At 32.3% G+C, this 20,950-nt stretch carries 23 protein-coding genes; 19 read left to right on the top strand and 4 right to left on the bottom strand.

The features are described 5' to 3' along the window. Positions 1-767: hypothetical protein (locus tag BUA46_RS13115; RefSeq protein ID WP_218587871.1), on the bottom strand; the 767-nt coding region annotated here is incomplete at its 3' end. A 249-nt stretch (positions 768-1,016) separates the two neighbouring features. Here BUA46_RS13115 and pyrE point away from each other — a divergent pair. Continuing rightward, the gene (pyrE, locus tag BUA46_RS13110; protein WP_019387817.1) at positions 1,017-1,661 is read left to right on the top strand and encodes an orotate phosphoribosyltransferase; all 645 of its coding nucleotides are present in this window, start codon (positions 1,017-1,019) and stop codon (positions 1,659-1,661) included. Between the two features lie 65 nt (positions 1,662-1,726). Continuing rightward, a complete protein-coding gene (locus BUA46_RS13105; protein WP_019387818.1) occupies positions 1,727-2,122 on the top strand; it encodes an SRPBCC family protein in 396 nt (131 codons plus the stop codon). Here BUA46_RS13105 and BUA46_RS13100 read toward each other — a convergent pair. Further along, the gene (locus BUA46_RS13100; RefSeq protein WP_019387819.1) at positions 2,119-2,850 is read right to left on the bottom strand and encodes a biotin--[acetyl-CoA-carboxylase] ligase; all 732 of its coding nucleotides are present in this window, start codon (positions 2,848-2,850) and stop codon (positions 2,119-2,121) included. The genes BUA46_RS13105 and BUA46_RS13100 overlap by 4 nt on opposite strands. 93 nt (positions 2,851-2,943) lie before the next feature. Here BUA46_RS13100 and rsfS point away from each other — a divergent pair, with 93 nt between their 5' ends. The 7 genes from rsfS (at position 2,944) to BUA46_RS13065 (ending at position 8,209) form a co-directional block, all read left to right on the top strand. Then, positions 2,944-3,315: a ribosome silencing factor gene (gene rsfS / locus BUA46_RS13095; protein WP_019387820.1), complete on the top strand. Its 372-nt coding sequence runs from the start codon at positions 2,944-2,946 to the stop codon at positions 3,313-3,315. Between the two features lie 8 nt (positions 3,316-3,323). Continuing rightward, the gene (gene ftsH / locus BUA46_RS13090; RefSeq protein WP_019387821.1) at positions 3,324-5,288 is read left to right on the top strand and encodes an ATP-dependent zinc metalloprotease FtsH; all 1,965 of its coding nucleotides are present in this window, start codon (positions 3,324-3,326) and stop codon (positions 5,286-5,288) included. A gap of 121 nt (positions 5,289-5,409) precedes the next feature. After that, on the top strand, positions 5,410-6,018 hold the full coding sequence (locus tag BUA46_RS13085; RefSeq protein WP_019387822.1) for an LUD domain-containing protein: 609 nt from the start codon (positions 5,410-5,412) through the stop codon (positions 6,016-6,018). Between the two features lies 1 nt (position 6,019). Further along, positions 6,020-6,844 carry a phosphatidate cytidylyltransferase gene (locus BUA46_RS13080; RefSeq protein WP_019387823.1) on the top strand — a complete coding sequence of 275 codons (825 nt, stop codon included), beginning with the start codon at positions 6,020-6,022 and terminating at the stop codon, positions 6,842-6,844. After that, positions 6,834-7,490 carry a phosphatidylserine decarboxylase family protein gene (locus BUA46_RS13075; protein ID WP_019387824.1) on the top strand — a complete coding sequence of 219 codons (657 nt, stop codon included), beginning with the start codon at positions 6,834-6,836 and terminating at the stop codon, positions 7,488-7,490. The genes BUA46_RS13080 and BUA46_RS13075 overlap by 11 nt, the downstream gene beginning before the upstream one ends. After that, a complete protein-coding gene (locus BUA46_RS13070) occupies positions 7,483-7,749 on the top strand; it encodes an acyl-CoA-binding protein (protein ID WP_019387825.1) in 267 nt (88 codons plus the stop codon). The genes BUA46_RS13075 and BUA46_RS13070 overlap by 8 nt, the downstream gene beginning before the upstream one ends. Before the next feature lie 73 nt (positions 7,750-7,822). After that, a complete protein-coding gene (locus BUA46_RS13065) occupies positions 7,823-8,209 on the top strand; it encodes a hypothetical protein (protein ID WP_035106387.1) in 387 nt (128 codons plus the stop codon). A 10-nt stretch (positions 8,210-8,219) separates the two neighbouring features. On the opposite strand, the gene BUA46_RS13060 is transcribed toward BUA46_RS13065, so the two are convergent. After that, positions 8,220-10,856: a valine--tRNA ligase gene (locus BUA46_RS13060; protein WP_019387827.1), complete on the bottom strand. Its 2,637-nt coding sequence runs from the start codon at positions 10,854-10,856 to the stop codon at positions 8,220-8,222. A gap of 305 nt (positions 10,857-11,161) precedes the next feature. Here BUA46_RS13060 and BUA46_RS13055 point away from each other — a divergent pair, with 305 nt between their 5' ends. Further along, positions 11,162-11,578: a DUF1573 domain-containing protein gene (locus tag BUA46_RS13055; RefSeq protein WP_019387828.1), complete on the top strand. Its 417-nt coding sequence runs from the start codon at positions 11,162-11,164 to the stop codon at positions 11,576-11,578. A gap of 60 nt (positions 11,579-11,638) precedes the next feature. Here the strand turns inward: BUA46_RS13055 and BUA46_RS13050 are convergent, their stop codons facing one another. Continuing rightward, on the bottom strand, positions 11,639-12,964 hold the full coding sequence (locus BUA46_RS13050; protein ID WP_019387829.1) for a retropepsin-like aspartic protease: 1,326 nt from the start codon (positions 12,962-12,964) through the stop codon (positions 11,639-11,641). A gap of 123 nt (positions 12,965-13,087) precedes the next feature. On the opposite strand from BUA46_RS13050, the gene BUA46_RS13045 reads away from it, so the two are divergent. From BUA46_RS13045 to gap, 9 genes are all read left to right on the top strand, one after another. Beyond that, a complete protein-coding gene (locus tag BUA46_RS13045; protein ID WP_019387830.1) occupies positions 13,088-14,278 on the top strand; it encodes a pyridoxal phosphate-dependent aminotransferase in 1,191 nt (396 codons plus the stop codon). After that, on the top strand, positions 14,278-15,291 hold the full coding sequence (gene murB / locus BUA46_RS13040; protein WP_019387831.1) for a UDP-N-acetylmuramate dehydrogenase: 1,014 nt from the start codon (positions 14,278-14,280) through the stop codon (positions 15,289-15,291). The genes BUA46_RS13045 and murB overlap by 1 nt, the downstream gene beginning before the upstream one ends. 71 nt (positions 15,292-15,362) lie before the next feature. Further along, positions 15,363-15,896, top strand: coding sequence for an RNA polymerase sigma factor (locus BUA46_RS13035; protein ID WP_019387832.1), 534 nt, complete (start codon positions 15,363-15,365; stop codon positions 15,894-15,896). 8 nt (positions 15,897-15,904) lie between these two features. Next, positions 15,905-16,693, top strand: coding sequence for an anti-sigma factor (locus tag BUA46_RS13030; protein ID WP_019387833.1), 789 nt, complete (start codon positions 15,905-15,907; stop codon positions 16,691-16,693). Between the two features lie 176 nt (positions 16,694-16,869). Beyond that, a complete protein-coding gene (locus BUA46_RS13025) occupies positions 16,870-17,073 on the top strand; it encodes a hypothetical protein (protein ID WP_019387834.1) in 204 nt (67 codons plus the stop codon). Between the two features lie 6 nt (positions 17,074-17,079). Further along, positions 17,080-18,192, top strand: coding sequence for a glycosyltransferase (locus tag BUA46_RS13020; RefSeq protein WP_019387835.1), 1,113 nt, complete (start codon positions 17,080-17,082; stop codon positions 18,190-18,192). Next, complete coding sequence (locus BUA46_RS13015) at positions 18,183-18,728, top strand: RNA polymerase sigma factor (protein WP_019387836.1); 546 nt, start codon at positions 18,183-18,185, stop codon at positions 18,726-18,728. The genes BUA46_RS13020 and BUA46_RS13015 overlap by 10 nt, the downstream gene beginning before the upstream one ends. 279 nt (positions 18,729-19,007) lie before the next feature. Continuing rightward, positions 19,008-19,886, top strand: coding sequence for a lipoyl synthase (gene lipA, locus BUA46_RS13010; protein WP_019387837.1), 879 nt, complete (start codon positions 19,008-19,010; stop codon positions 19,884-19,886). 2 nt (positions 19,887-19,888) lie between these two features. Then, positions 19,889-20,905, top strand: coding sequence for a type I glyceraldehyde-3-phosphate dehydrogenase (gap, locus tag BUA46_RS13005; RefSeq protein ID WP_019387838.1), 1,017 nt, complete (start codon positions 19,889-19,891; stop codon positions 20,903-20,905). The last annotated feature ends 45 nt before the right edge of the window (positions 20,906-20,950 follow it).

The raw sequence follows: 20,950 nt of genomic DNA, 5'->3' as shown, positions 1-20,950 counted from the left end.
GCACATAAACCTGCATTGGTTACCACATTTAATACATCGACACCTGTGGTGCTTCCAAAAGTTACTATGCTTAAATCTAAAAAGTTGGCACTCTCTGGTCTGCCATCATACACTAAGGTATGGATGGTGTATAAGCCTGCACTGTTTACTGTGAACTCTGGATCTGTGTTTACAGCTTCAATCACTAAGTCTGTTCCTGAAGTTAAGACATAAATACTGCTATATCCTTCTGGAATATTGATATTGCCATCCGCTGTAGCACTAAGCATCGCTTTACCGCCACTTAATACAACGCTATCGGCATTGGCATGTAAGCCACCGGCATCCGCACTACATGTATCTCCGAGAGTAAAATAAATTGTTTTAGTATCACAACGCCCAAACCCCAAGTCGTATTTATATAATGATGCGGTTAATTTATAATTGGCGTTTCCTAGATACCAAGGTTTATTTCCAGCTGGAAAAGTGTATGGTAATAAGTTTTCAGTAATTTTTATTTTCTTACCAGTATCTAAATTTTCCAAAACGTAACGTACACTCTGTGAATAACCATCAACATGCAAATTGATATAAAAATTATCAGGCAAATTCTCAATAGAGTATACACCTCCATCAGATAAAGTTGTTGACTCATGTCCGTTGGTAAATTCGAATCCTTCAATATTTCCACATGTCACATCTGCAAATGATTGAAATGTAATAAAAAGAAAGGCAAAAAATAATAGGCTCCTAGATTTGGTTCTTTGGCTTGGTAGTGTTGCTTTCATGATATTGTTTGATTTATTCTGTTCAAAGTTAAACAATAATATTATTTGTTTAACTTTTGTAAAATATATTTAAACAAATAAAAAATACGCTTTATCGAAAAAATAGATTTAAATGTAATCTATTTCCTATTTGTAAAAAGCAAATTGAAAGAACACATATAAATAGCCGCTTTTTAAATTGTTAAAAAAAAACCGATTATATATTAATTACAATGAGTTAAATTTAAATTTATACGTAATTTTGCTACCATGATTTTTGACAAAGACACCGCTAAAAAAACAGCTGAAGTTTTATTGCAAATAAATGCTATAAAACTAAGCCCAAAGGAGCCATTTACATGGGCTTCTGGATGGAAATCCCCAATTTATTGTGATAATAGAATACTTTTATCTTTTCCTACCATTAGAAATTACATTCGCGAAACCATGGCCAAACATATTGAAAAACAATATGGCAAACCAGATGTTATAGCAGGCGTAGCAACAGGAGCCATAGGTATAGGCATTTTAGTTGCCGAATATTTAGGTTTACCATTCATTTATGTAAGACCAGATGCTAAAGGACACGGGCGCAAAAACCAAATAGAAGGTTTTATAGAAAGCGGACAAAATGTTGTAGTGGTAGAAGACTTAATTAGCACAGGTAAAAGCAGTTTAAATGCCGTTAGAGCATTGAAAGAAGCCGGCATTAACGTAAAAGGAATGGTTGCTATTTTTACTTATGGTTTTGATGTTGCTGCTGAAAATTTTGAAAAAGAGAATATACAACTAAATACATTAAGCAACTATGAAAACTTACTTGAAGAAGCTCTAGAAACCAATTATATTTCTGAGAAAGAATTAAAAACATTATCAGATTGGAATTCCAATCCAAGTAAATGGAACGCTAATTGATATAGCCTTATACGGTGGAGTTGGATTTTACAAAACCACTTAACAATTAATAACTAAAAAAAATAATGAATTTAGAATCTCCAAAAATTAGTGTAGATAAATCTCCAGAAGATGTCTTTAATTTTTTAGCTGATATAAAAAACTTCGAATCTTTAATGCCTGAAAACATAAGTAAATTTGAAGTTATAAGTGAAGATAAATTTCTTTTCGCATTAAAAGGAATGCCAGAAATTATACTAAAGAAAAAAGAAGTTATCCCGCCAAATAAAATAGTATTAGGTGCTGCTGGGGGTAAAATAGATTTTTCGCTTATCGCAAATATTACAGAAGTAAACTCAGATTCAAGTGAAGTAAAATTAGATTTTACTGGCGATTTTAACCCAATGATGGCAATGATGATTAAAAGTCCAATAAGTAAATTTATTGAAACATTGGCTAGCAGTATTCCAAAAGCCATTTAGTACAAAAGGGTAATAGTCTTCATATCGAATTCCTTTAATATTTCATCTTCTAACAAAACTTGAAGATTACCAGTTTCAGAAACACCTTTTATAAATCCAGAAAACATAACACCTTCCGCATCCTTAAATGTTGAAGGTTTATTTTTTCTAAATAGATAGGATTCATATTCATTTTTTATCACATTTAATTTATTATCACTTAGTAATAAAAAATATTCTTTGAGTTGATTGATAATCGTAATTGCTAATTCATTTAAATCATAAGTTTTGCCTGTAACCAATTTTAATGAAGATGCTTGAGGTAAATTATCAAAATTATTTTGATTCACATTTAACCCAATTCCAATAACTGAAGCATTTACAGTATTTTGCTTAATGACATTTTCAATTAAAATACCACATATTTTCTTGTTTTCTGACAAAATGTCGTTAGGCCATTTAATATTTAGTTTAGGAATAGAAAATAAATCGAGAGTCCTATATACAGATAAAGCAGCAACCATACTAATATAAAAGGCCGATTCAAATTGAAATTCAGAAAGGTCTTTAAACACACTAAAAGTAAGGTTTTTAGAATTTTCGACGTTCCAAATTGTGCCCATTTGCCCTCTACCTTCTGTTTGGTTTTCGGCTATTACGGCAGTATAATCCGCTATAGATTCTGTAGCATTTAAGTGTTTTAAATAGCTATTTGTGGAGCCAATGGCATTAAGTTTGATTAAGTGCATATAAAGGTTATTAAAATACTCTAAAATCTTATGCTTATTTTAAAGTATAAAGAACTAAAAAAATAATAACTTTGCATAAATTAAAAATAATTAATGGCGAAACAAAAAATAAGCGCAGACCAATTAATATCTGTAATAATTAGTGGAATTGAAGATGTTAAAGGTAAAGAAATAAATATTCTTGATTTAAGAGAAATTGAAAACACCGTTTGTGATTACTTCATTATTTGCGAAGGTACTTCAAATACGCAAGTTAACGCCATAGTTAGTTCTGTACAAAAAAAGGTTAGCAAAGAACTTAAAGATAACCCATGGCATACCGAAGGTGTAGATAACGCCGAATGGGTATTAATAGATTACGTAAACGTTGTTGTACATGTCTTTCAGAAACATATAAGAGATTATTATGATATTGAGAGTCTTTGGGGCGATGCTAAAACAACAATAATAGAAACGAGTTACTAAAAAAACGAATGGCAAACGAAAAGAAAAATATAAAAGATAAAAAACCTAAATTCAGTCCTTATTGGATTTATGGCATACTCATAGCATTGTTTTTGGGCTATCAATTATTTAATGGTAGCACCTATCAAGACGCAAATAAAACAACACCATCAGATTTTTTTAGATATTTAGAAGATGGTGACGTTGAGCGAGTTGATATTGTCAAAAACACACGTGTAGCAAAAGTTTATTTGACCAAAGATGCCGAGACAAAAGAAATTCATAAAAATTCTAAACCTCAAACAATTATACCGTCTGCGACCAAATTACCTAATTATAGGTTTGAATTTGGTGACCTCCAAAATTTTGAAAATCAGTTAAAAGAATTAACTGAAAACCTTTCTGTAAAACCAGTTGTAACTTTTGATACTGAAACGAACGATTGGGGGAATTTGCTCATGGGTATTTTACCATTTATACTTTTAATTGGTGTTTGGATATTTATCATGAGACGTATGTCTGGTGGGGCCGGAGGAGGTGCTGGTGGTCAAATTTTTAATATAGGAAAATCTAAAGCAAAACTGTTTGACCAGAATACAGAGGTAAAAACTAGTTTTAAAGATGTTGCAGGACTTGAAGGGGCTAAAGAAGAAGTTCAAGAAATAGTAGACTTCCTAAAATTTCCTGAAAAATATACGAAGCTTGGTGGTAAAATCCCAAAAGGAGCCTTACTTGTAGGCCCTCCAGGAACCGGTAAAACCTTATTAGCAAAGGCAGTGGCAGGTGAAGCAAAAGTACCATTCTTTTCTCTATCAGGTTCAGATTTTGTTGAAATGTTTGTAGGGGTTGGTGCTTCTCGTGTTAGAGACTTGTTTAAGCAAGCCAAAGAAAAATCGCCTTCAATCATTTTTATTGATGAAATTGATGCCATAGGTCGAGCAAGAGGTAAAAACGCTATGTCTGGTAGTAATGACGAGCGTGAAAATACCTTAAACCAGTTATTAACTGAAATGGATGGTTTTGGCACGAATACAAATGTTATTGTAATTGCTGCAACCAACAGAGCTGATATACTAGATAAAGCTTTAATGCGTGCTGGACGTTTTGATAGACAGATATATGTTGATTTACCAGATGTTCGTGAGCGTAAAGAAATTTTTGAAGTGCATTTAAGACCTTTGAAAAAAGCTAAAGATTTGGATTTAGATTTCTTATCAAAGCAAACCCCAGGATTTTCAGGAGCCGATATTGCTAATGTGTGTAACGAAGCCGCATTAATTGCTGCGAGACAAGGTAAGAAAGCTGTAGATAAACAAGATTTTCTTGATGCTGTTGATAGAATTATAGGCGGACTCGAAAAGAAAAACAAAATTATTACCCCTAGCGAAAAACGCGCAGTGGCATTTCACGAAGCGGGTCATGCTGTAACTAGCTGGATGCTTGAACATGCCGCACCTTTAGTAAAAGTAACTATTGTGCCTCGTGGCCGTTCATTAGGTGCTGCCTGGTATTTGCCAGAAGAACGTTTAATTGTTCGTCCAGAGCAAATGCTAGATGAGATGTGTGCAGCCTTAGGTGGTCGTGCTGCAGAAAAAGTAATTTTTAATAAAATATCTACTGGAGCACTAAGTGATTTAGAAAAAGTTACTAAACAGGCTCGAGCCATGGTTACTGTATATGGGCTAAGTGATAAAATTGGAAACCTTACCTATTATGATTCATCTGGACAAAGCGAATACGGATTTACAAAACCATATAGCGAACAGACTGCCGAACTTATAGATAAAGAAATTTCTCGTATTATTGAGGAGCAATATGAACGTGCTATAAAATTATTAGAAGAACATAAAGATAAACTAACAGAACTTGCAGAGGTATTGTTAGAAAAAGAAGTTATTTTCAAGGATAATCTTGAAAAAATATTTGGAAAGCGTGCTTTTGAAAAGGAGCAACCTATAAACTCTAGTGATAAAGTAAAAGACGAAGAGGAATAAGTCCAAACCATTACTATTTGTTAAGCATTTGGTAAAAATCTTGAATTAATCGTAAGGTTAATTTAAGATTTTTTATATTTGGAAAACCTCAGAATATATTCAGTTAATAGCAATACATTAAATGAGTCTTTTTAGAAAAATTTTTGGTTCTAAATCTGAACGTTCAGGTGAAGAATTAAAATCTGACGACCGTGGCAAATATATGCCGGAGATAAAACTACCAATAGACGAAAGGTTTACTATAAACTTTAAAGCTAATGGCGGTAAGTTCTTGTATTGCGAAAATTTAACTGAAATTTACAGTAATCTTGGGAATATTATCGAAGAAAATAGTTGGGAAGAAGAACAAGTTTTAATGTTGGACTCTGATTTAAAAGAGAAATTCAAAAACTCTCATTTACTTCCAACGAAAAAAATTAGTGAAGCGACTTATTTTTTAACCACTTGTGAAAATTTGATTGCTAATGATGGATCATTATTAATTTCATCAAAACAAATATTTGAAAAAAAACTTCCAGAGCTTCCTTTTAATTTTATTGTTTTTGCCACCACTAGCCAAATTGTTGAAAACATTGGCGAAGGTTTACGTGGAATTAAATCTAAAAACAAACAACGCATCCCTACAAATATTACGACCATTAAACATTTTAAATCTGGCGATGAGAAAGATTTTTTGAGTTATGGTAGTAGCGCTAAAAACCTATACCTTTTACTGTTAGAAGATTTATAACATGAAGGAAACGCTTGTACGATCACTTTCTGGTTTAATCTATGTTGCATTATTACTCATTAGTCTTTGTTTTGAACACGCACTAAGTTTACTATTTTTTGTATTCGGACTTATTTGTTTGGCCGAATTTAAAAAATTGATTCAGCTAAAAAGCAATATTCCGTATCTTATTTTTATTATTATATACGCTATTTTTGGATATTGGCAAGTTGTTCTCAAAACAGATACGGGATTAAAAGAAGCCACACAGATTTTAACGGTTTTATCCATATTTATAAATCTATTTTTAATTAAAGATTTATTTTCTATTAAAAGCATCCCGTTATTTAGCACCAAGCGCTTTTTACTTACCACATTTTATTTATCTAGTGCTTTTGTTTTTTTAATATTAATAGCAAATTATTTTCAAGACACGTACAATCCAAAAATTTTACTAGGTGCTTTCATTTTAGTTTGGGTTAATGATTCTTTTGCTTATTTGGTTGGAAAAAACTTTGGGAAACAAAAACTTTTTGAAATTATTTCACCTAAAAAAACTGTTGAAGGATTTATTGGTGGGTTGTTTTTTTCATGTATCGCAAGTTATTTTATTACTACCTTTACCGAGACTTTAGATTTTACAAGTTGGCTAATTTTAAGCATTATAATTAGTGTGTTTGGCACCTTAGGCGACCTCATAGAATCTAAATTTAAAAGACAAGCTAAGGTAAAAGATAGTGGTGTAATCATGCCTGGTCATGGCGGATTATTAGACAGACTTGACAGTATTATTTTTGCTGCACCATTTGTATATTTATTTTTAAAAATATTGAAATATGTTTCATAAAGAAGGACATAAAATTATAGTGATAACTCTGATACTTGTTGTTGGGGGTTATTTACTAACTGATTATTTTATTGATATCATGTGGCTGAGAACACTTATCATGATCGCTTTGTTAATATTTCTATTTTTAATATTACAATTTTTTAGAAACCCTAAAAGAAACACTGCTCTCAACGACGGTCAAGTTATATCACCTGTTGACGGAAAAGTAGTGGTGATTGAAGAAGTTTTTGAAAAAGAATATTTTAAAGACAAACGCTTACAAGTAAGTGTATTTATGTCCCCAATAAATGTGCATGTAACGCGTTATCCAATTGGAGGCAAAGTGGTGTTTAGTAAATACCATCCTGGAAAGTATTTAGTAGCATGGCATCCTAAAGCCAGTGAAGAAAACGAACGAACAACTGTTGTTGTAGAAAACAAAACATACGGTAAAGTATTACACAGACAAATAGCTGGAGCATTAGCAAAACGTATTGTAAATTACGCAAAAGTTGACGATGTAGCCATTCAAGGTGGAGAATCTGGATTTATAAAATTCGGATCTAGGGTGGACTTATTCTTACCATTAGACACTAAAATTAAGGTTGCGTTAAACCATAAAGTTCGAGGTGGCGAAAGTATTATCGCAGAAATTAATGAGTAGTAAAAAATTAGACATAGAATTTCTTGAGGCTGTAGATCGCGTTAATGCTCATACCGAGCCTTTTCCCGCTGATACACTTTTAAAATTATATGCTTATTATAAAAAAGCAACTAACGACTACGGCAAACCAAGAAGCAAAAAACCTATAATTAATGCTTTTAAAACCAATGCACTATTTCAAGCTAAAAGCTTAAGCGAAGACGAAGCTAAACAAAACTACATCGACTTGGTAAATAACTATTTTTTATACAGAGAATAGAAACCCCTATTATAAAGCCCATTGGCCCCTTATAAAGAATTGAGTATCTTCGTTTTATAATAATTACTATAAGATGAAATATTTAATATTTATGTTGTTTCTGTCATTACCAAAATATGGTGTAGCGCAAGAAGCACCTTCAAAAACTTCAGAAACTAGCAATTCTTTTATTGGCAATTGGAAGATAGACTTAAGGCCAACTCCAGATTCTGATGAATATTTTCAATATTTTGTCGTGAAAACTATAAATAAAAATGCCTTTAATGGAACATTCTACAGTAGCGAAATTACAAACGGCATACTAAATAACAATTGGCCAGAATTGTATTTTGCATTCTCCACTACAGATCAAAGCAATGAATACTATCATTCAGGATATTTAAAAGATGGTAAACTTTACGGCATAACCTATTGTCCAAAACGAGGATTTACAGCTCCCTCGACAGGAATTAAAGAATAGAATAAACGAATTAACCCAAGCTAGCTAAACTTGCCTTCAAGGTTTCGATTTTAGCTAAAGCATCTGCTTCTTTTTTCTTTTCACTAGCTACAACTTGTTCAGGAGCCCCTGCTACAAATCGTTCGTTAGATAATTTCTTTTGCACCGATTTCAAAAAGCCTTCAGTATAATTTAATTCTTCGGTTAATTTTTTGATTTCAGCCTCAACATCAATAGCACCAACCATAGGAATAAAATACTCGTTAGATTTTACTCTAAAAGTCAATGCACCATCAATGGCTTCAGAAGTTTCTTTAATGCTTTCAAGATTTCCTAATTTCGCAATAACGGTATTAAAATTAGGACTTGTGTTTTCATTATTAATCACTGAAAAACCTATCGCATCTTTAAAAGCGATATTCTTTTGTTTTCTAACATTTCTTATTCCAGAAACAACCTCTGCTGCAAATTCAAACTCTGTTATTAGATTTTCATTTATAGCTTTATTTTCAGGCCATTTAGCTACAATTAACGCTTCTCCTGGCGTTCTCTCAGAAATATATTGCCAAATTTCTTCGGTTAAAAATGGCATAAACGGATGAAGAATTTTAAGATTATTTTCTAAAGCTTCAATAACCGATTTATAAGTTTTTGCATCAATTGGTTTTTGATATGCTGGTTTTATAATTTCTAAAAGCCAAGAAGAAAAATCGTCCATTATCAATTTATAAATACTCATCAAGGCATCGCTTAATCTGTATTTACTAAAATGGTCTTCAATTTCAATTAAAGTTTTTTGAAACTTAGCTTCGTACCATTCTAATCCTATTTTTGCTGTTTCTGGTTGCGGAATATTTTCATCGATTTCCCAACCTTGAATTAAGCGAAATGCATTCCATATTTTATTGCCAAAACCTTTTCCTTGTTGGCAGAGCGCTTCATCAAACATTAAATCGTTACCTGCTGCCGAACTTAATAGTAAACCTACACGCACACCATCAGCACCATATGCTTCAATAAGTTTTAAAGCATCAGGAGAATTTCCTAAAGATTTACTCATTTTTCGGCGCTGCTTATCGCGCACCAATCCTGTTAAATAAACATTTTCAAAAGGTTTTTTACCTTTATATTCATACCCAGAAATAATCATTCGAGCCACCCAGAAAAATAAAATATCTGGTCCGGTTACTAAATCGTTTGTTGGGTAATAATAATTAATATCTTCATTGTCAGGATTACGAATACCATCAAAAACGCTAATTGGCCACAACCACGAGGAGAACCAAGTATCTAAAGCATCTTTATCTTGCGTAAGATTATCAACTGTCAATTCTTGATTATTGGTTTTTTGTTTCGCTTTTTCTAATGCCAAATCAATACTTTCAGCAACAACAAAATCTTCTTTTCCATCACCATAGTAATAAGCCGGTATTTGTTGCCCCCACATTAATTGTCTGGATATATTCCAATCGCGAATGTTTTCCATCCAATGGCGATAGGTGTTTTCAAACTTTTTTGGAAATAAATTGATATCTGGATTCTCCCCCAAAACAGCTTCAATTGCTGGTTTAGCCAAGGTTTCCATTTTCAAAAACCACTGGTCGCTTAAGCGAGGTTCAATAACGGCTTTGGTTCGTTCTGAAGTTCCTACGTTATTGGTATGTGTTTCAGTTTTAATTAAAACACCTTCTGATTTTAGTTCTTCAATTATATCTTTTCTTACCTCAAAACGATCTTTTCCTTGGTAATGCAAGCCAAAACTATTTAACGAGGCATCTTCATTAAAAATATCGATTACTTCAAGATTATGTTTATCTCCTAAAACCTTGTCGTTTTCATCGTGCGCAGGTGTTACTTTTAAACAACCTGTACCAAACTCAATATCAACATATTCATCCTCAATAATTGGAATAACTCGATTACAAATTGGTACAATGGCTTTTTTTCCACGTAAGTGCGTAAAACGCTCATCGTTCGGATTAATACAAATTGCTGTATCACCAAAAATGGTTTCAGGTCGCGTAGTTGCTATCGTTAAAGCATCATTACTCCCTTCAATTTTATAATTTAAATAGTAAAGATTACCTTGTTTTTCTTCATAAATTACTTCTTCATCAGACAATGTCGTTTTTGCCTCTGGATCCCAATTTACCATTCTATAACCTCGGTAAATCAAACCTTTTTCATATAAATCAACAAAAACTTTTATAACGGCTTCACTCATGTCATCATCCATGGTAAATTTGGTTCTATCCCAATCACAAGAGCATCCAAGTTTTTTAAGCTGTTCTAAAATCACACCGCCATATTCGTGCGTCCAGTCCCAAGCATGTTTTAAAAATTCATCTCTCGATAAGTCATTTTTATCAATCCCCTGCTCTTTTAACTTGGCAACAACTTTAGCCTCGGTGGCGATAGATGCATGATCTGTACCTGGCACCCAACAAGCATTTTTACCTAATAAACGTGCACGACGTATTAAAACATCTTGAATGGTGTTATTAAGCATGTGCCCCATGTGAAGTACTCCAGTAACGTTTGGTGGAGGAATAACTATAGTGTAAGGCTCTCTTTCATCGGGTGTAGAATGAAAATAATTATGTTTCATCCAGTAATCGTACCACTTACTTTCTACCTGACTTGCATCATATTTTGATGGAATTTGCATGCTTTGGAATAGTTTTTGAATAATGATTTGCAAAAGTACTTATATTTCTTTTTCTATGAAAGCCATATAAGTTTAATGATAATATTGAAAACAACATATTTAAGCTGTATATGGGCTATTTCATTAAAAGCTATACGTACTTTTGAACGAGTTGAATATGTTAATATCCCTGCATTACGTCTATTATTTTTGTAGGTTGTAGAAAAAGTAACTATGTTTGACTTGTTAAATGAACGAATTTTAACCAAAACCTTGAAGATTTCAGGGTAAAACAAGAAAAACAAAAAACAACAAAAAATAGAATCATGAAACAATTAATTACTATTTTATTTATTGGTTTAATCAGTTTTACTGTAAACGCTCAAGCTAAAATTGAATTTAAATCTGAAGTTATTGATTACGGAACAATAGAAAAAGGGTCGAATGGTGTACGTGTGTTTGAATTTACAAATACTGGCAATGAACCTTTGATAATATCTAAAGTTTCATCTACTTGTGGATGTACAATACCAAAAAAACCTAAAGATCCAATTTTACCAGGAAAAACTGGAGAAATTGAGGTTAAGTATGATACGAATAGAGTAAACCCAATTAGAAAAACAATAACGGTAATTTCGAATGCTGAAACTCCAACTGTTGCATTAAAAATTAAAGGTGAAGTCATTGACCCTAGTAAAGTAAGTGTTCTTGACAAACAAGAAAAAAGCGTTATGCAGCAATAGTAAAAGATAAACACATTAAGTAAAAAAGGCTTGAATAATTTTCAAGCCTTTTTTTATGTCTTATAACAATTTTTTTAGTTTAAAATTGAATGTTAAATATTTACCATTCCTATCTACTCTAATCTTCATTTTTTTATCATGTTCTTCATAAAATAGATGCATAACTTGTTGAAGTGATAATTGATAGGTTTGCTTGCCATTTATACTTATAATAATATCTCCTATTTGTAAACCGGCCTCCTCCGCGGGCGAACCTGATCGTAATTCAACAATCGCATAAGCTGGTTTTAACGATAATTTATATTGGTTGCCTAAAACAATACCATCATTAGTACTTTGAGTATTACTGTTTGCTTTAATTGCGCTACGTTTAATTTCTCTTAATATTCTCACCCCATCATGAGCGAGCTCCATACCACTTTTATTATAACTAAAACTCTCTTTAAACTTACTATTCTTAGAAATTGTCATTTTTGCATTTTGGTAATCGAAAATAATATTAAACCGTTTTAATATATTTCCTGAAACACTACCATTTCTGTCTTTTATTTTCTTTGCAAAAAATATATTCTCATCGTTTGGATAGGCCACATTGGCATCTTTAAGTACAAAACTATTTAATGAAAATGCTTCTATTTTAGAACGTTTTCCATAAACACTTCCGTTTAATCCAAGACCAAGAAAATCTTCAAAATATTTATCACCACATGTAATGCCCAAAGAGTCGTCTTCAAATAACCACAAAGCATCACTACCGCCAGAATCAATTAATAATTTAACTGGTATTTCCTTGTTTTTTATGGTAACCTTGGCATTTATATAAGGTTTACCATTGTAAAACTCCAGATTGATTCTTTCGCATTTTTTGCATGATTTATACTTGTATTTTTCAGGCATAGTAAGCCTTAAATAGCCAGAAGCATAATTTATTTCAACAACCAAGTCTTTAAATACATCTAAACCTATTATACCATGAACAGGAACACCTAACCTAGGCGCAAAATTTAAATTATTATTAAAAACAGCATATAAATCTTGTTTTAACTTGACAGCCTCTCCTATTTTAATAACGTTGTTGGTAGACTTTAAGGCTTCTACCGTATCTCCTCCACCTAAACCTCTTAAATGAATTGTAGTAGTATTTTTTATTTTTAGCGAATCTGAGACGTTTAAGAAGTTAAATATTATTGGTTTACTCACTCCCGTGTCTAATAAAAATGAAAGTGTAACACCATTAATTTCAAGAGGAATGATAATTAAGTTATTAACCGATTTAAATCGAATTTTATCCGATTGCTTTTTATTCTGAATAACAAATTTATCTTGAGAATATCCAGAAAGGCATATACTTAAAACAAACAATAAGGCATAAAACCATTTATTCATCGAAGAGAAAATAATTAATTAGAATATCAATTTACAAATCTTTAATCGAGCATTTTTATTTACTAGCGTATTTTAAAAAAACTTTAAGATAATTTTCTCAACTTTGTAGCCAAACAGTTAATAATGCCAACAATATCTAAAAAAGGTCGAGATATGCCATCTTCACCTATTCGAAAACTTGTTCCTTATGCTGAACAGGCTATTGAGAAGGGAAGAAAAATTTATTATTTAAATATCGGTCAACCGGATATTAGAACCCCTGAAATTGCTTTAGAAGCGGTTAAAAATAATGATATTGAAATCTTGTCCTACTCAAGATCTGAAGGATCTGAAACATACAGAAAAAAATTAGCCCAATATTACAGCAAACATGCCATTCATGTAACTTATAAAGACATAGTTGTTACAACAGGTGCGAGTGAAGCACTACTTTTTTTATTTAGTAGTATAATGGATCCTGAGGATGAAGTAATTATTTCTGAGCCTTTTTATGCAAATTATATTGCATTTTCTAAAGCTTCAGGTGTTAATATAATTCCTGCAGTGTGTAATATTGACGATAATTTTGCGTTACCCTCAATAGAAACTTTTGAGAAATTAATTACTCCAAAAACCAAAGCTATATTAATTTGCAACCCGGGGAACCCCACAGGTTGTTTATATACTGAAGATGATATAAAAAAGCTTGCAGCAATAGCAATAAAACATGATTTATTTTTAGTGGCCGATGAAGTTTACAGAGAATTTGTTTACGACGGTCATAAACATTTTTCAATTTTACAGGCTGAAGGGATCGACCAACACGCTGTTGTTATTGATTCGGTGTCAAAAAGATATAGCATGTGCGGTGCGCGTATAGGTTGTTTAGTTTCTAAAAACAAAACCGTTATGCAAACGGTACTCAAATTTGCACAGGCAAGGTTAAGTCCGCCAACATATGCGCAAATAGCTAGTGAAGCGGCGCTAGATACACCTCAAAGTTATTTTGATGATGTAATCAAGGAATATGTTGAAAGAAGAAATACATTAATTTCAGAATTACAAAAAATAGATAAACTAAAAGTTGCACTACCTCAAGGGGCCTTTTATTGTATTGTTGAGTTGCCTGTAAAAAATACTGACGATTTTGCGCAATGGTTATTAGAGCATTTTGAAGTAGATAATGAAACGATTATGGTTGCTCCAGCTGAAGGGTTTTACTCAACTCCAGGCATAGGTGTAAACCAAATAAGAATTGCTTACGTACTTGATAAAGAGAGTTTAATAAAAGCTGTACACATTTTAAAAGAAGCCCTAAAAGTTTATAAAGATTAGTGCAAATAAGAGATAACATATCCCTAAAACCATACAACACCTTTGGTATTGATGTAAAAGCGAAACATTTTGTTTCGATAAATAACATTGAAGATTTAAAGGATATTTTAAACTTATCTGAATATCCAGAAAAGCTGATTATTGGCGGGGGTAGCAACATTCTGTTAACTCAAGATTTTAAAGGACTTGTAGTTCACATCAATATTAAAGGTATAAATATTGTTAGTGAAGATGAAGATTCCGTTATAATAAAAGCCAATGCAGGAGAAAACTGGCACGAGTTTGTGCTATACTGCATCAATAAAGGGTATGGCGGTGTTGAAAATTTGTCATTAATTCCAGGAAATGTAGGTACCGCCCCAATACAGAATATAGGTGCTTATGGTGTTGAGCTTAAAGACACTTTTGTTTCTTGCGAAGCCATATCTATAGAATCACTTTCTTTACAATCATTTGCTAAAACAGATTGCAATTTTGATTATCGCAACTCTATTTTTAAGCAAGAAGCTAAAAATAAATACATCATTACCAGCGTCAATTTCAAATTAACTAAAAAAAACCATAAATTAAATATTAATTATGGTGCCATTTCTTCAGAATTGGAAGCGATGCAAATTTCTCATCCAACCATTAAAACTATATCTGAAGCCGTTATAAATATTAGGCAAAGTAAATTACCAAACCCTAAAGAAATTGGTAATAGCGGAAGTTTTTTTAAAAACCCGGTTATTTCTAAAACACATTACAATACCTTAATTAAAAATTTTGAAGAGCTACCATGTTATCGTGTTTCAGATGATCTAGTAAAAGTTCCTGCAGGTTGGCTTATAGAGAAAGCTGGATTTAAAGGAAAACGCTTTGGTGATTATGGTGTGCATAAAAAACAAGCCTTAGTTCTTGTTAATTATGGGAATGCTAATGGAACGGATATACTAAATCTTTCAAGATTAATCCAAAAAACCGTGAAACGCCTTTTTGACATTTCAATTGAAGCTGAAGTAAATATCTTATAATCTAAAAAGAAATTTCTAACTTTGGTAATATCAATTACCAACTAAACACTTATAACCAAAACCAACACGTCTTGATTTCACCTATTGAAAAGCAAATAGTGACCTTATTACAAAATAGCGATAAAAAAGCTATTGGTTTGCTATATGAATATTATGCAGATGCCCTGTTTGGTGTTATTAAAAAGGTTATTGAGGACGATGATACTGCACAAGATGTACTACAAGAGAGTTTTGTGAAAATTTGGCGTTATGCAAATAAATACGATGCTAGCAAAGCAAAATTATTTACATGGTTATACAGAATCGCCTATAACACGGCTATTGACAAAGTACGTTCGCAGAAAAATAAACAAGGTAAAGAAGTCCAAATGGAAACTTCAAACGTATATAAAGTAACATCCAACGAACTAAATCAGGATGTTTTAGATATAAAAAAACATTTAAATAGTTTAGATGAAAAATATCAAATAGTGATTAATGCGCTCTTTTTTGAGGGCATGACGCAGCAAGAAGCTAGCGACGAACTGAATATTCCGTTAGGAACAATTAAATCAAGATTAAAAATTGGATTACGTGAATTAAAGAAAATTTACGACCCTAAATAAAACGAGTCATGAATGCGAAAATAAATACTTTTTTAAATTCTGGCCTATTAGACAAATATCTTTTAGGTGAAACCACTTCTGCAGAAGCGGAAAAGGTGGAGTCTTATATTGCAAGATACCCAGAAATAGAGAACGCCTACAACACTATGCAACACAACCTAGAAGTAGTTGCGAAAGCTAATGCTGTTGAGGCACCAGAACACATCTTAAATAATATTTTAGATGAACTTGACGACACACCAGTTGTTCAATTAAAATCAAGAACTAGATACAGAAAATGGTATCAATTTAGTGTAGCGGCAAGTATTGCTGCATTAATTTTTGCCGGAACATCTTATTTATTCTATACCCACAATCAAAAACTTTCAGAAGAGAATCAGATTGTAGTTGAAGAATTATTTGATTTACGTAGCGATATAGAGCAAAACAACAAGATGCTGGATAACGTTATGAGGCAGTTATTAAAACTTAATAATCCTGAAACTGAAAAGTATATTATTAAAGGTAATGAGCGTGCTAAAGATTTAAAAACGGTAGCATACATTAATCCTAAAGAAAAAACATCTATGATTGATGTAGTTTCTTTACCAGAATTACCAGAAGAGCAATGCTATCAAATTTGGGCAGAGTTACAAGGTAAAATGGTAAACCTAGGAATTTTAGATAAGGCAGACCGAAAACTTAGAAGCATACCATATATGGAAGATGCTTTAGCTTTAAGTATTACCATAGAGCCTAAAGGCGGTAATAATATTGCTTCGGTAAAAAACTCAGTAGCACAAATTAGTTTGCATTAAAACAAATTACAAGGAAGTTAAAAGCCTCGTTTAATTAAATGAGGCTTTTTTTATTAATTTATTTCGACAAATAATTACAAAATATAACTTTTTATAGTTTCAAAAGTTTCAGTATTATTTCTTATAAATTTTACTAACTAAAATCATATCTTTGCATAAATTATTACAACTTCGCAATGAAACTTATATTAATTACCATAGCCATTTTAGGGTTAGGTGTTGCAGGAATAGCCATTAAAATTTGGGCAAAAAAAGACGGCAAATTCGCAGGAACTTGCGCGAGTCAAAACCCGATGCTAAATCAAGATGGTGAGGCTTGTGGTTTTTGCGGTAAAACTCCAGATCAATTTAGCGATTGCAACGAACCACAACACTCTTAATATTATATGGGTTTTCTTGATATTGTATTCTACGGGTTTGTTGCTGTAGTTATCATTCAAGTTATATTTCACGTTTTTTTCTTTAGTAAATTTGCCTTTGCAAAAAAGCAAAAAGTCTCTCAAAAAAACATTCCTGTTTCTGTTATTATATGTGCCAAAAATGAAGCCGAAAATTTAAAAGCATTTCTGCCTTCAGTAATTGCACAATACTATCCCGACTTTGAAATTGTGCTTATTAACGATGCTTCTAAAGATGATACCTTAGAAGTGATGGAGCACTTTTCAAAAGCACATCGCAACATAAAAATTGTTAATGTAAAAAGTATTGAAGCCTTTTGGGGCAATAAAAAATATGCATTAACATTAGGTATTAAAGCAGCCACAAACGATTATCTTTTATTTACCGATGCAGATTGTAAACCCGTTTCAAAACAATGGATAAAAAAAATGAGTTCTCATTTCAGTAATAAAAAATCTATTGTACTTGGTTATGGTGCATATGCCAAAATTAATAAGTCGTTTTTAAATAAATTAATTCGATTTGAAACCCTTGTTACCGCAATTAATTACTTTTCTTTCGCTAAGTTAGGTATGCCATATATGGGTGTTGGTAGAAATTTGGCTTATACCAGAAAAGAGTTTTTTAATGCTAATGGGTTTATCAATCACATAAAAATAAGATCGGGCGATGACGATTTATTTGTAAATCAAATGGCGACAGTACGAAACACAGCCGTATGTTATACTAGCGGAAGCTTTACTAAATCGACTCCTAAAAAAACATTTGATGCGTGGTTTAAACAAAAGAGAAGACACGTATCCACGGCAAAACATTATAAGCTAAAACACAAAGTGCTGTTAGCCCTATTATATGCATCGAATTTATTATTCTGGATATTGAGTATACTACTTCTAACAACCTTATATAAATGGAAAATTGTACTTGCTTTGTTTTTAACTAGAATTATTTTACAGTACACTGTAATGGGTTTATCGTCAAAAAAATTAAAAGAATTAGATTTAATTTTCTTTATTCCATTTCTGGAAATTTTTCTAATTGTTATGCAATTAACTATCTTTATAAATAATCTTGTTTCAAAACCCAACCATTGGAAATAGAGGAAGCCATTGCTCGTGCTAAAAAAAACAACCAAAAGGCATTTAATTATTTATTAGATAAGTTTTGGGATGATGTGTATGGTTTTCAATTAAAACGCACACAAAACGAAAATGACGCTGAAGACATCACGATTCAAACATTTTCGAAAGCTTTCGATAGAATTGAAACTTTTAATGAAAAGTACACGTTTAAAACATGGTTGATTACCATTTCCAAAAACATTCATATTGATTTATTAAGAAAAGAAAAGAATTCTATTACTCAGGTTATTTCGAAAGATGATAGAAATATGTTTCAGGTTTTAGATGAATCGCCTTCTCCTGAAGACAAGCTTATTACCGAGCAACATTTAGCTAAATTACTTCGAGATATTAAAAAATTAAAGCCTCATTATCAAGAAGTTATAAATCTGCGCTATTTTCAAGAACTGAGTTATAAAGAAATCTCTGAAGAACTTGATGAACCTATTAATAATGTAAAAGTAAAGTTGCTACGTGCTAAAAAACTATTGGCCGAAATTATTCAAGAAAAGTAGTAAACTTTAATTGAAATGACATACCGCGTTAGGGATTGCAGCGAAACATTTATGTTCATGAATTCATTAATATAAAATAAAAAAGTTTGAATAAAAGCCCACAGGGAGTCACGAACGAGGACTTGTAGTGGAAAGCCCGACCTTTAGGGAACGCCCAAAAAATTAAAATTAAGTCAATTAATCTTTGCTATATTAATGTTTTCTGTGATGCACTGAACAACTTAAATTAGCAGCTTTTAAAAGAATACTTCGTATCTTTGCTGCCTATATTTTCAAGATATGAACAACGAAACGGCTTCAAATATATTACCTGAAAGACAAGCTAAACCCAAATGGCTTCGTGTTAAACTTCCAACCGGAAAAAAATATACTGAATTAAGAGGACTTGTAGATAAATATAAGTTAAACACGATTTGCACCTCTGGAAGTTGCCCAAATATGGGGGAATGCTGGGGTGAAGGTACCGCAACTTTTATGATTCTTGGTAATATTTGTACGCGTTCTTGTGGGTTTTGTGGTGTAAAAACTGGGCGACCAGAAACCGTAGATTGGGATGAACCCGAGAAAGTGGCACGTTCGATAAAAATTATGAGTATTAAACATGCGGTTTTAACTAGTGTAGATAGAGATGATTTAAAAGATATGGGAAGCATTATGTGGGCAGAAACCGTTAAGGCGGTAAGAAGAATGAATCCTGAAACGACACTAGAAACTCTAATTCCTGATTTTCAAGGTATTGAAAAACATATAGATAGAATTATAGATGTGGCACCTGAAGTAGTATCTCATAATATTGAAACTGTAAGACGCTTAACTCGCGAAGTTAGAATACAGGCGCAATACGACCGAAGCATGGGCGTTTTAAAATACTTGAAACAACAAGGGCAACGACGCACAAAGTCTGGAATTATGTTAGGTTTAGGTGAAACCAGAGAAGAAGTCATAGAAACGCTTCACGACTTGAAGGCTAACGATGTGGACGTGGTTACGATTGGACAATATCTACAACCCAGTAAAAAACACTTACCAGTACAGCAATTTATTAATCCAGACCAATTCAAAGAATACGAAGAAATTGGATTGGATTTAGGATTTCGCCATGTTGAAAGTAGTGCTTTAGTAAGATCGTCTTACAAGGCGCAAAAACACATAAACTAATTATGATTCATGTTGCTATCAATGGTTTTGGTAGAATAGGCAGGCGCGTTTTTAGATTACTTCAGAACCATAACGACATCAAAGTAGTTGCTATTAACGATTTAGCAGATACTAAAACATTAGCGCATTTACTTAAATATGATAGTGTTCATGGTATTTTTAATGGTGATATAACTCATACCCAAAACGAGATTGTTGTTAACCAACATGCCATCCCGCTTCTAAATAAAAATAATCCGAAAGATATTAATTGGACTCCTTTTGATATAGATTTTGTAATTGAATGTACGGGCAAATTTAAACTATCATCAGATTTAAAACATCACATTAATAATGGTGCCAAACAAGTTGTTTTAAGTGTTCCGCCACTTGAAGAAGATATAAAAACCATTGTAATAGGTGTTAATGATGATAGTATTGACGGTACCGAAACTATAATTTCGAATGCATCGTGTACCACAAATAATGCTGCACCAATGATTCAAATTATTAATGAACTGTGTGGCATTAATCAAGCTTACATTACAACGGTGCACTCCTACACTACCGACCAAAGCTTACACGATCAACCACATCGTGATTTACGACGCTCAAGAGCTGCAAGTCAGTCAATAGTGCCTACAACAACAGGAGCGGCAAAAGCGCTTACTAAAATATTCCCAGATTTATCTGATGTCATTGGTGGCTGTGGCATAAGAGTGCCAGTAATAAATGGATCGTTAACCGATATTACATTTAATGTAAAAAAAACGGTTACTATCAAAGACATTAATAATGCTTTTAAAAATGCCGCTGAAACAAATTATAAGGGCATTTTAGAATATACTGAAGATCCTATCGTTTCTATTGATATTGTTGGTAACCCACATTCGTGCATATTCGATTCGCAAATGACATCCGTAATTGGAAATATGGTAAAAATAATAGGATGGTATGATAATGAAACAGGCTATTCACAGAGAATTATCGACTTATTATGTAATTTATCGGAAAAAAAGTGTCTTTTATCGATAAAATAATTATATTTGTCCGCAACATTTATTAATATGCCCCAAATAAAATCC

It is taken from the genome of Algibacter luteus, from assembly GCF_900141715.1.
Taxonomy (GTDB): Bacteria; Bacteroidota; Bacteroidia; order Flavobacteriales; family Flavobacteriaceae; genus Arenitalea; species Arenitalea lutea.
Note: the sequence above shows the minus strand (reverse complement) of the source record. Positions and strands in the feature narration are given on the sequence as shown.

What these genes read in the sequence shown, in the direction of transcription:
- pyrE (WP_019387817.1), top strand. Translation starts at nt 1,017, where the DNA reads ATGATTTTTGACAAAGACACCGCTAAAAAAACAGCTGAAGTTTTATTG.
- BUA46_RS13105 (WP_019387818.1), top strand. Translation starts at nt 1,727, where the DNA reads ATGAATTTAGAATCTCCAAAAATTAGTGTAGATAAATCTCCAGAAGAT.
- BUA46_RS13100 (WP_019387819.1), bottom strand. Translation starts at nt 2,850, where the DNA reads ATGCACTTAATCAAACTTAATGCCATTGGCTCCACAAATAGCTATTTA.
- rsfS (WP_019387820.1), top strand. Translation starts at nt 2,944, where the DNA reads ATGGCGAAACAAAAAATAAGCGCAGACCAATTAATATCTGTAATAATT.
- ftsH (WP_019387821.1), top strand. Translation starts at nt 3,324, where the DNA reads ATGGCAAACGAAAAGAAAAATATAAAAGATAAAAAACCTAAATTCAGT.
- BUA46_RS13085 (WP_019387822.1), top strand. Translation starts at nt 5,410, where the DNA reads ATGAGTCTTTTTAGAAAAATTTTTGGTTCTAAATCTGAACGTTCAGGT.
- BUA46_RS13080 (WP_019387823.1), top strand. Translation starts at nt 6,020, where the DNA reads ATGAAGGAAACGCTTGTACGATCACTTTCTGGTTTAATCTATGTTGCA.
- BUA46_RS13075 (WP_019387824.1), top strand. Translation starts at nt 6,834, where the DNA reads ATGTTTCATAAAGAAGGACATAAAATTATAGTGATAACTCTGATACTT.
- BUA46_RS13070 (WP_019387825.1), top strand. Translation starts at nt 7,483, where the DNA reads ATGAGTAGTAAAAAATTAGACATAGAATTTCTTGAGGCTGTAGATCGC.
- BUA46_RS13065 (WP_035106387.1), top strand. Translation starts at nt 7,823, where the DNA reads ATGAAATATTTAATATTTATGTTGTTTCTGTCATTACCAAAATATGGT.
- BUA46_RS13060 (WP_019387827.1), bottom strand. Translation starts at nt 10,856, where the DNA reads ATGCAAATTCCATCAAAATATGATGCAAGTCAGGTAGAAAGTAAGTGG.
- BUA46_RS13055 (WP_019387828.1), top strand. Translation starts at nt 11,162, where the DNA reads ATGAAACAATTAATTACTATTTTATTTATTGGTTTAATCAGTTTTACT.
- BUA46_RS13050 (WP_019387829.1), bottom strand. Translation starts at nt 12,964, where the DNA reads ATGAATAAATGGTTTTATGCCTTATTGTTTGTTTTAAGTATATGCCTT.
- BUA46_RS13045 (WP_019387830.1), top strand. Translation starts at nt 13,088, where the DNA reads ATGCCAACAATATCTAAAAAAGGTCGAGATATGCCATCTTCACCTATT.
- BUA46_RS13030 (WP_019387833.1), top strand. Translation starts at nt 15,905, where the DNA reads ATGAATGCGAAAATAAATACTTTTTTAAATTCTGGCCTATTAGACAAA.
- BUA46_RS13025 (WP_019387834.1), top strand. Translation starts at nt 16,870, where the DNA reads ATGAAACTTATATTAATTACCATAGCCATTTTAGGGTTAGGTGTTGCA.
- BUA46_RS13020 (WP_019387835.1), top strand. Translation starts at nt 17,080, where the DNA reads ATGGGTTTTCTTGATATTGTATTCTACGGGTTTGTTGCTGTAGTTATC.
- lipA (WP_019387837.1), top strand. Translation starts at nt 19,008, where the DNA reads ATGAACAACGAAACGGCTTCAAATATATTACCTGAAAGACAAGCTAAA.
- gap (WP_019387838.1), top strand. Translation starts at nt 19,889, where the DNA reads ATGATTCATGTTGCTATCAATGGTTTTGGTAGAATAGGCAGGCGCGTT.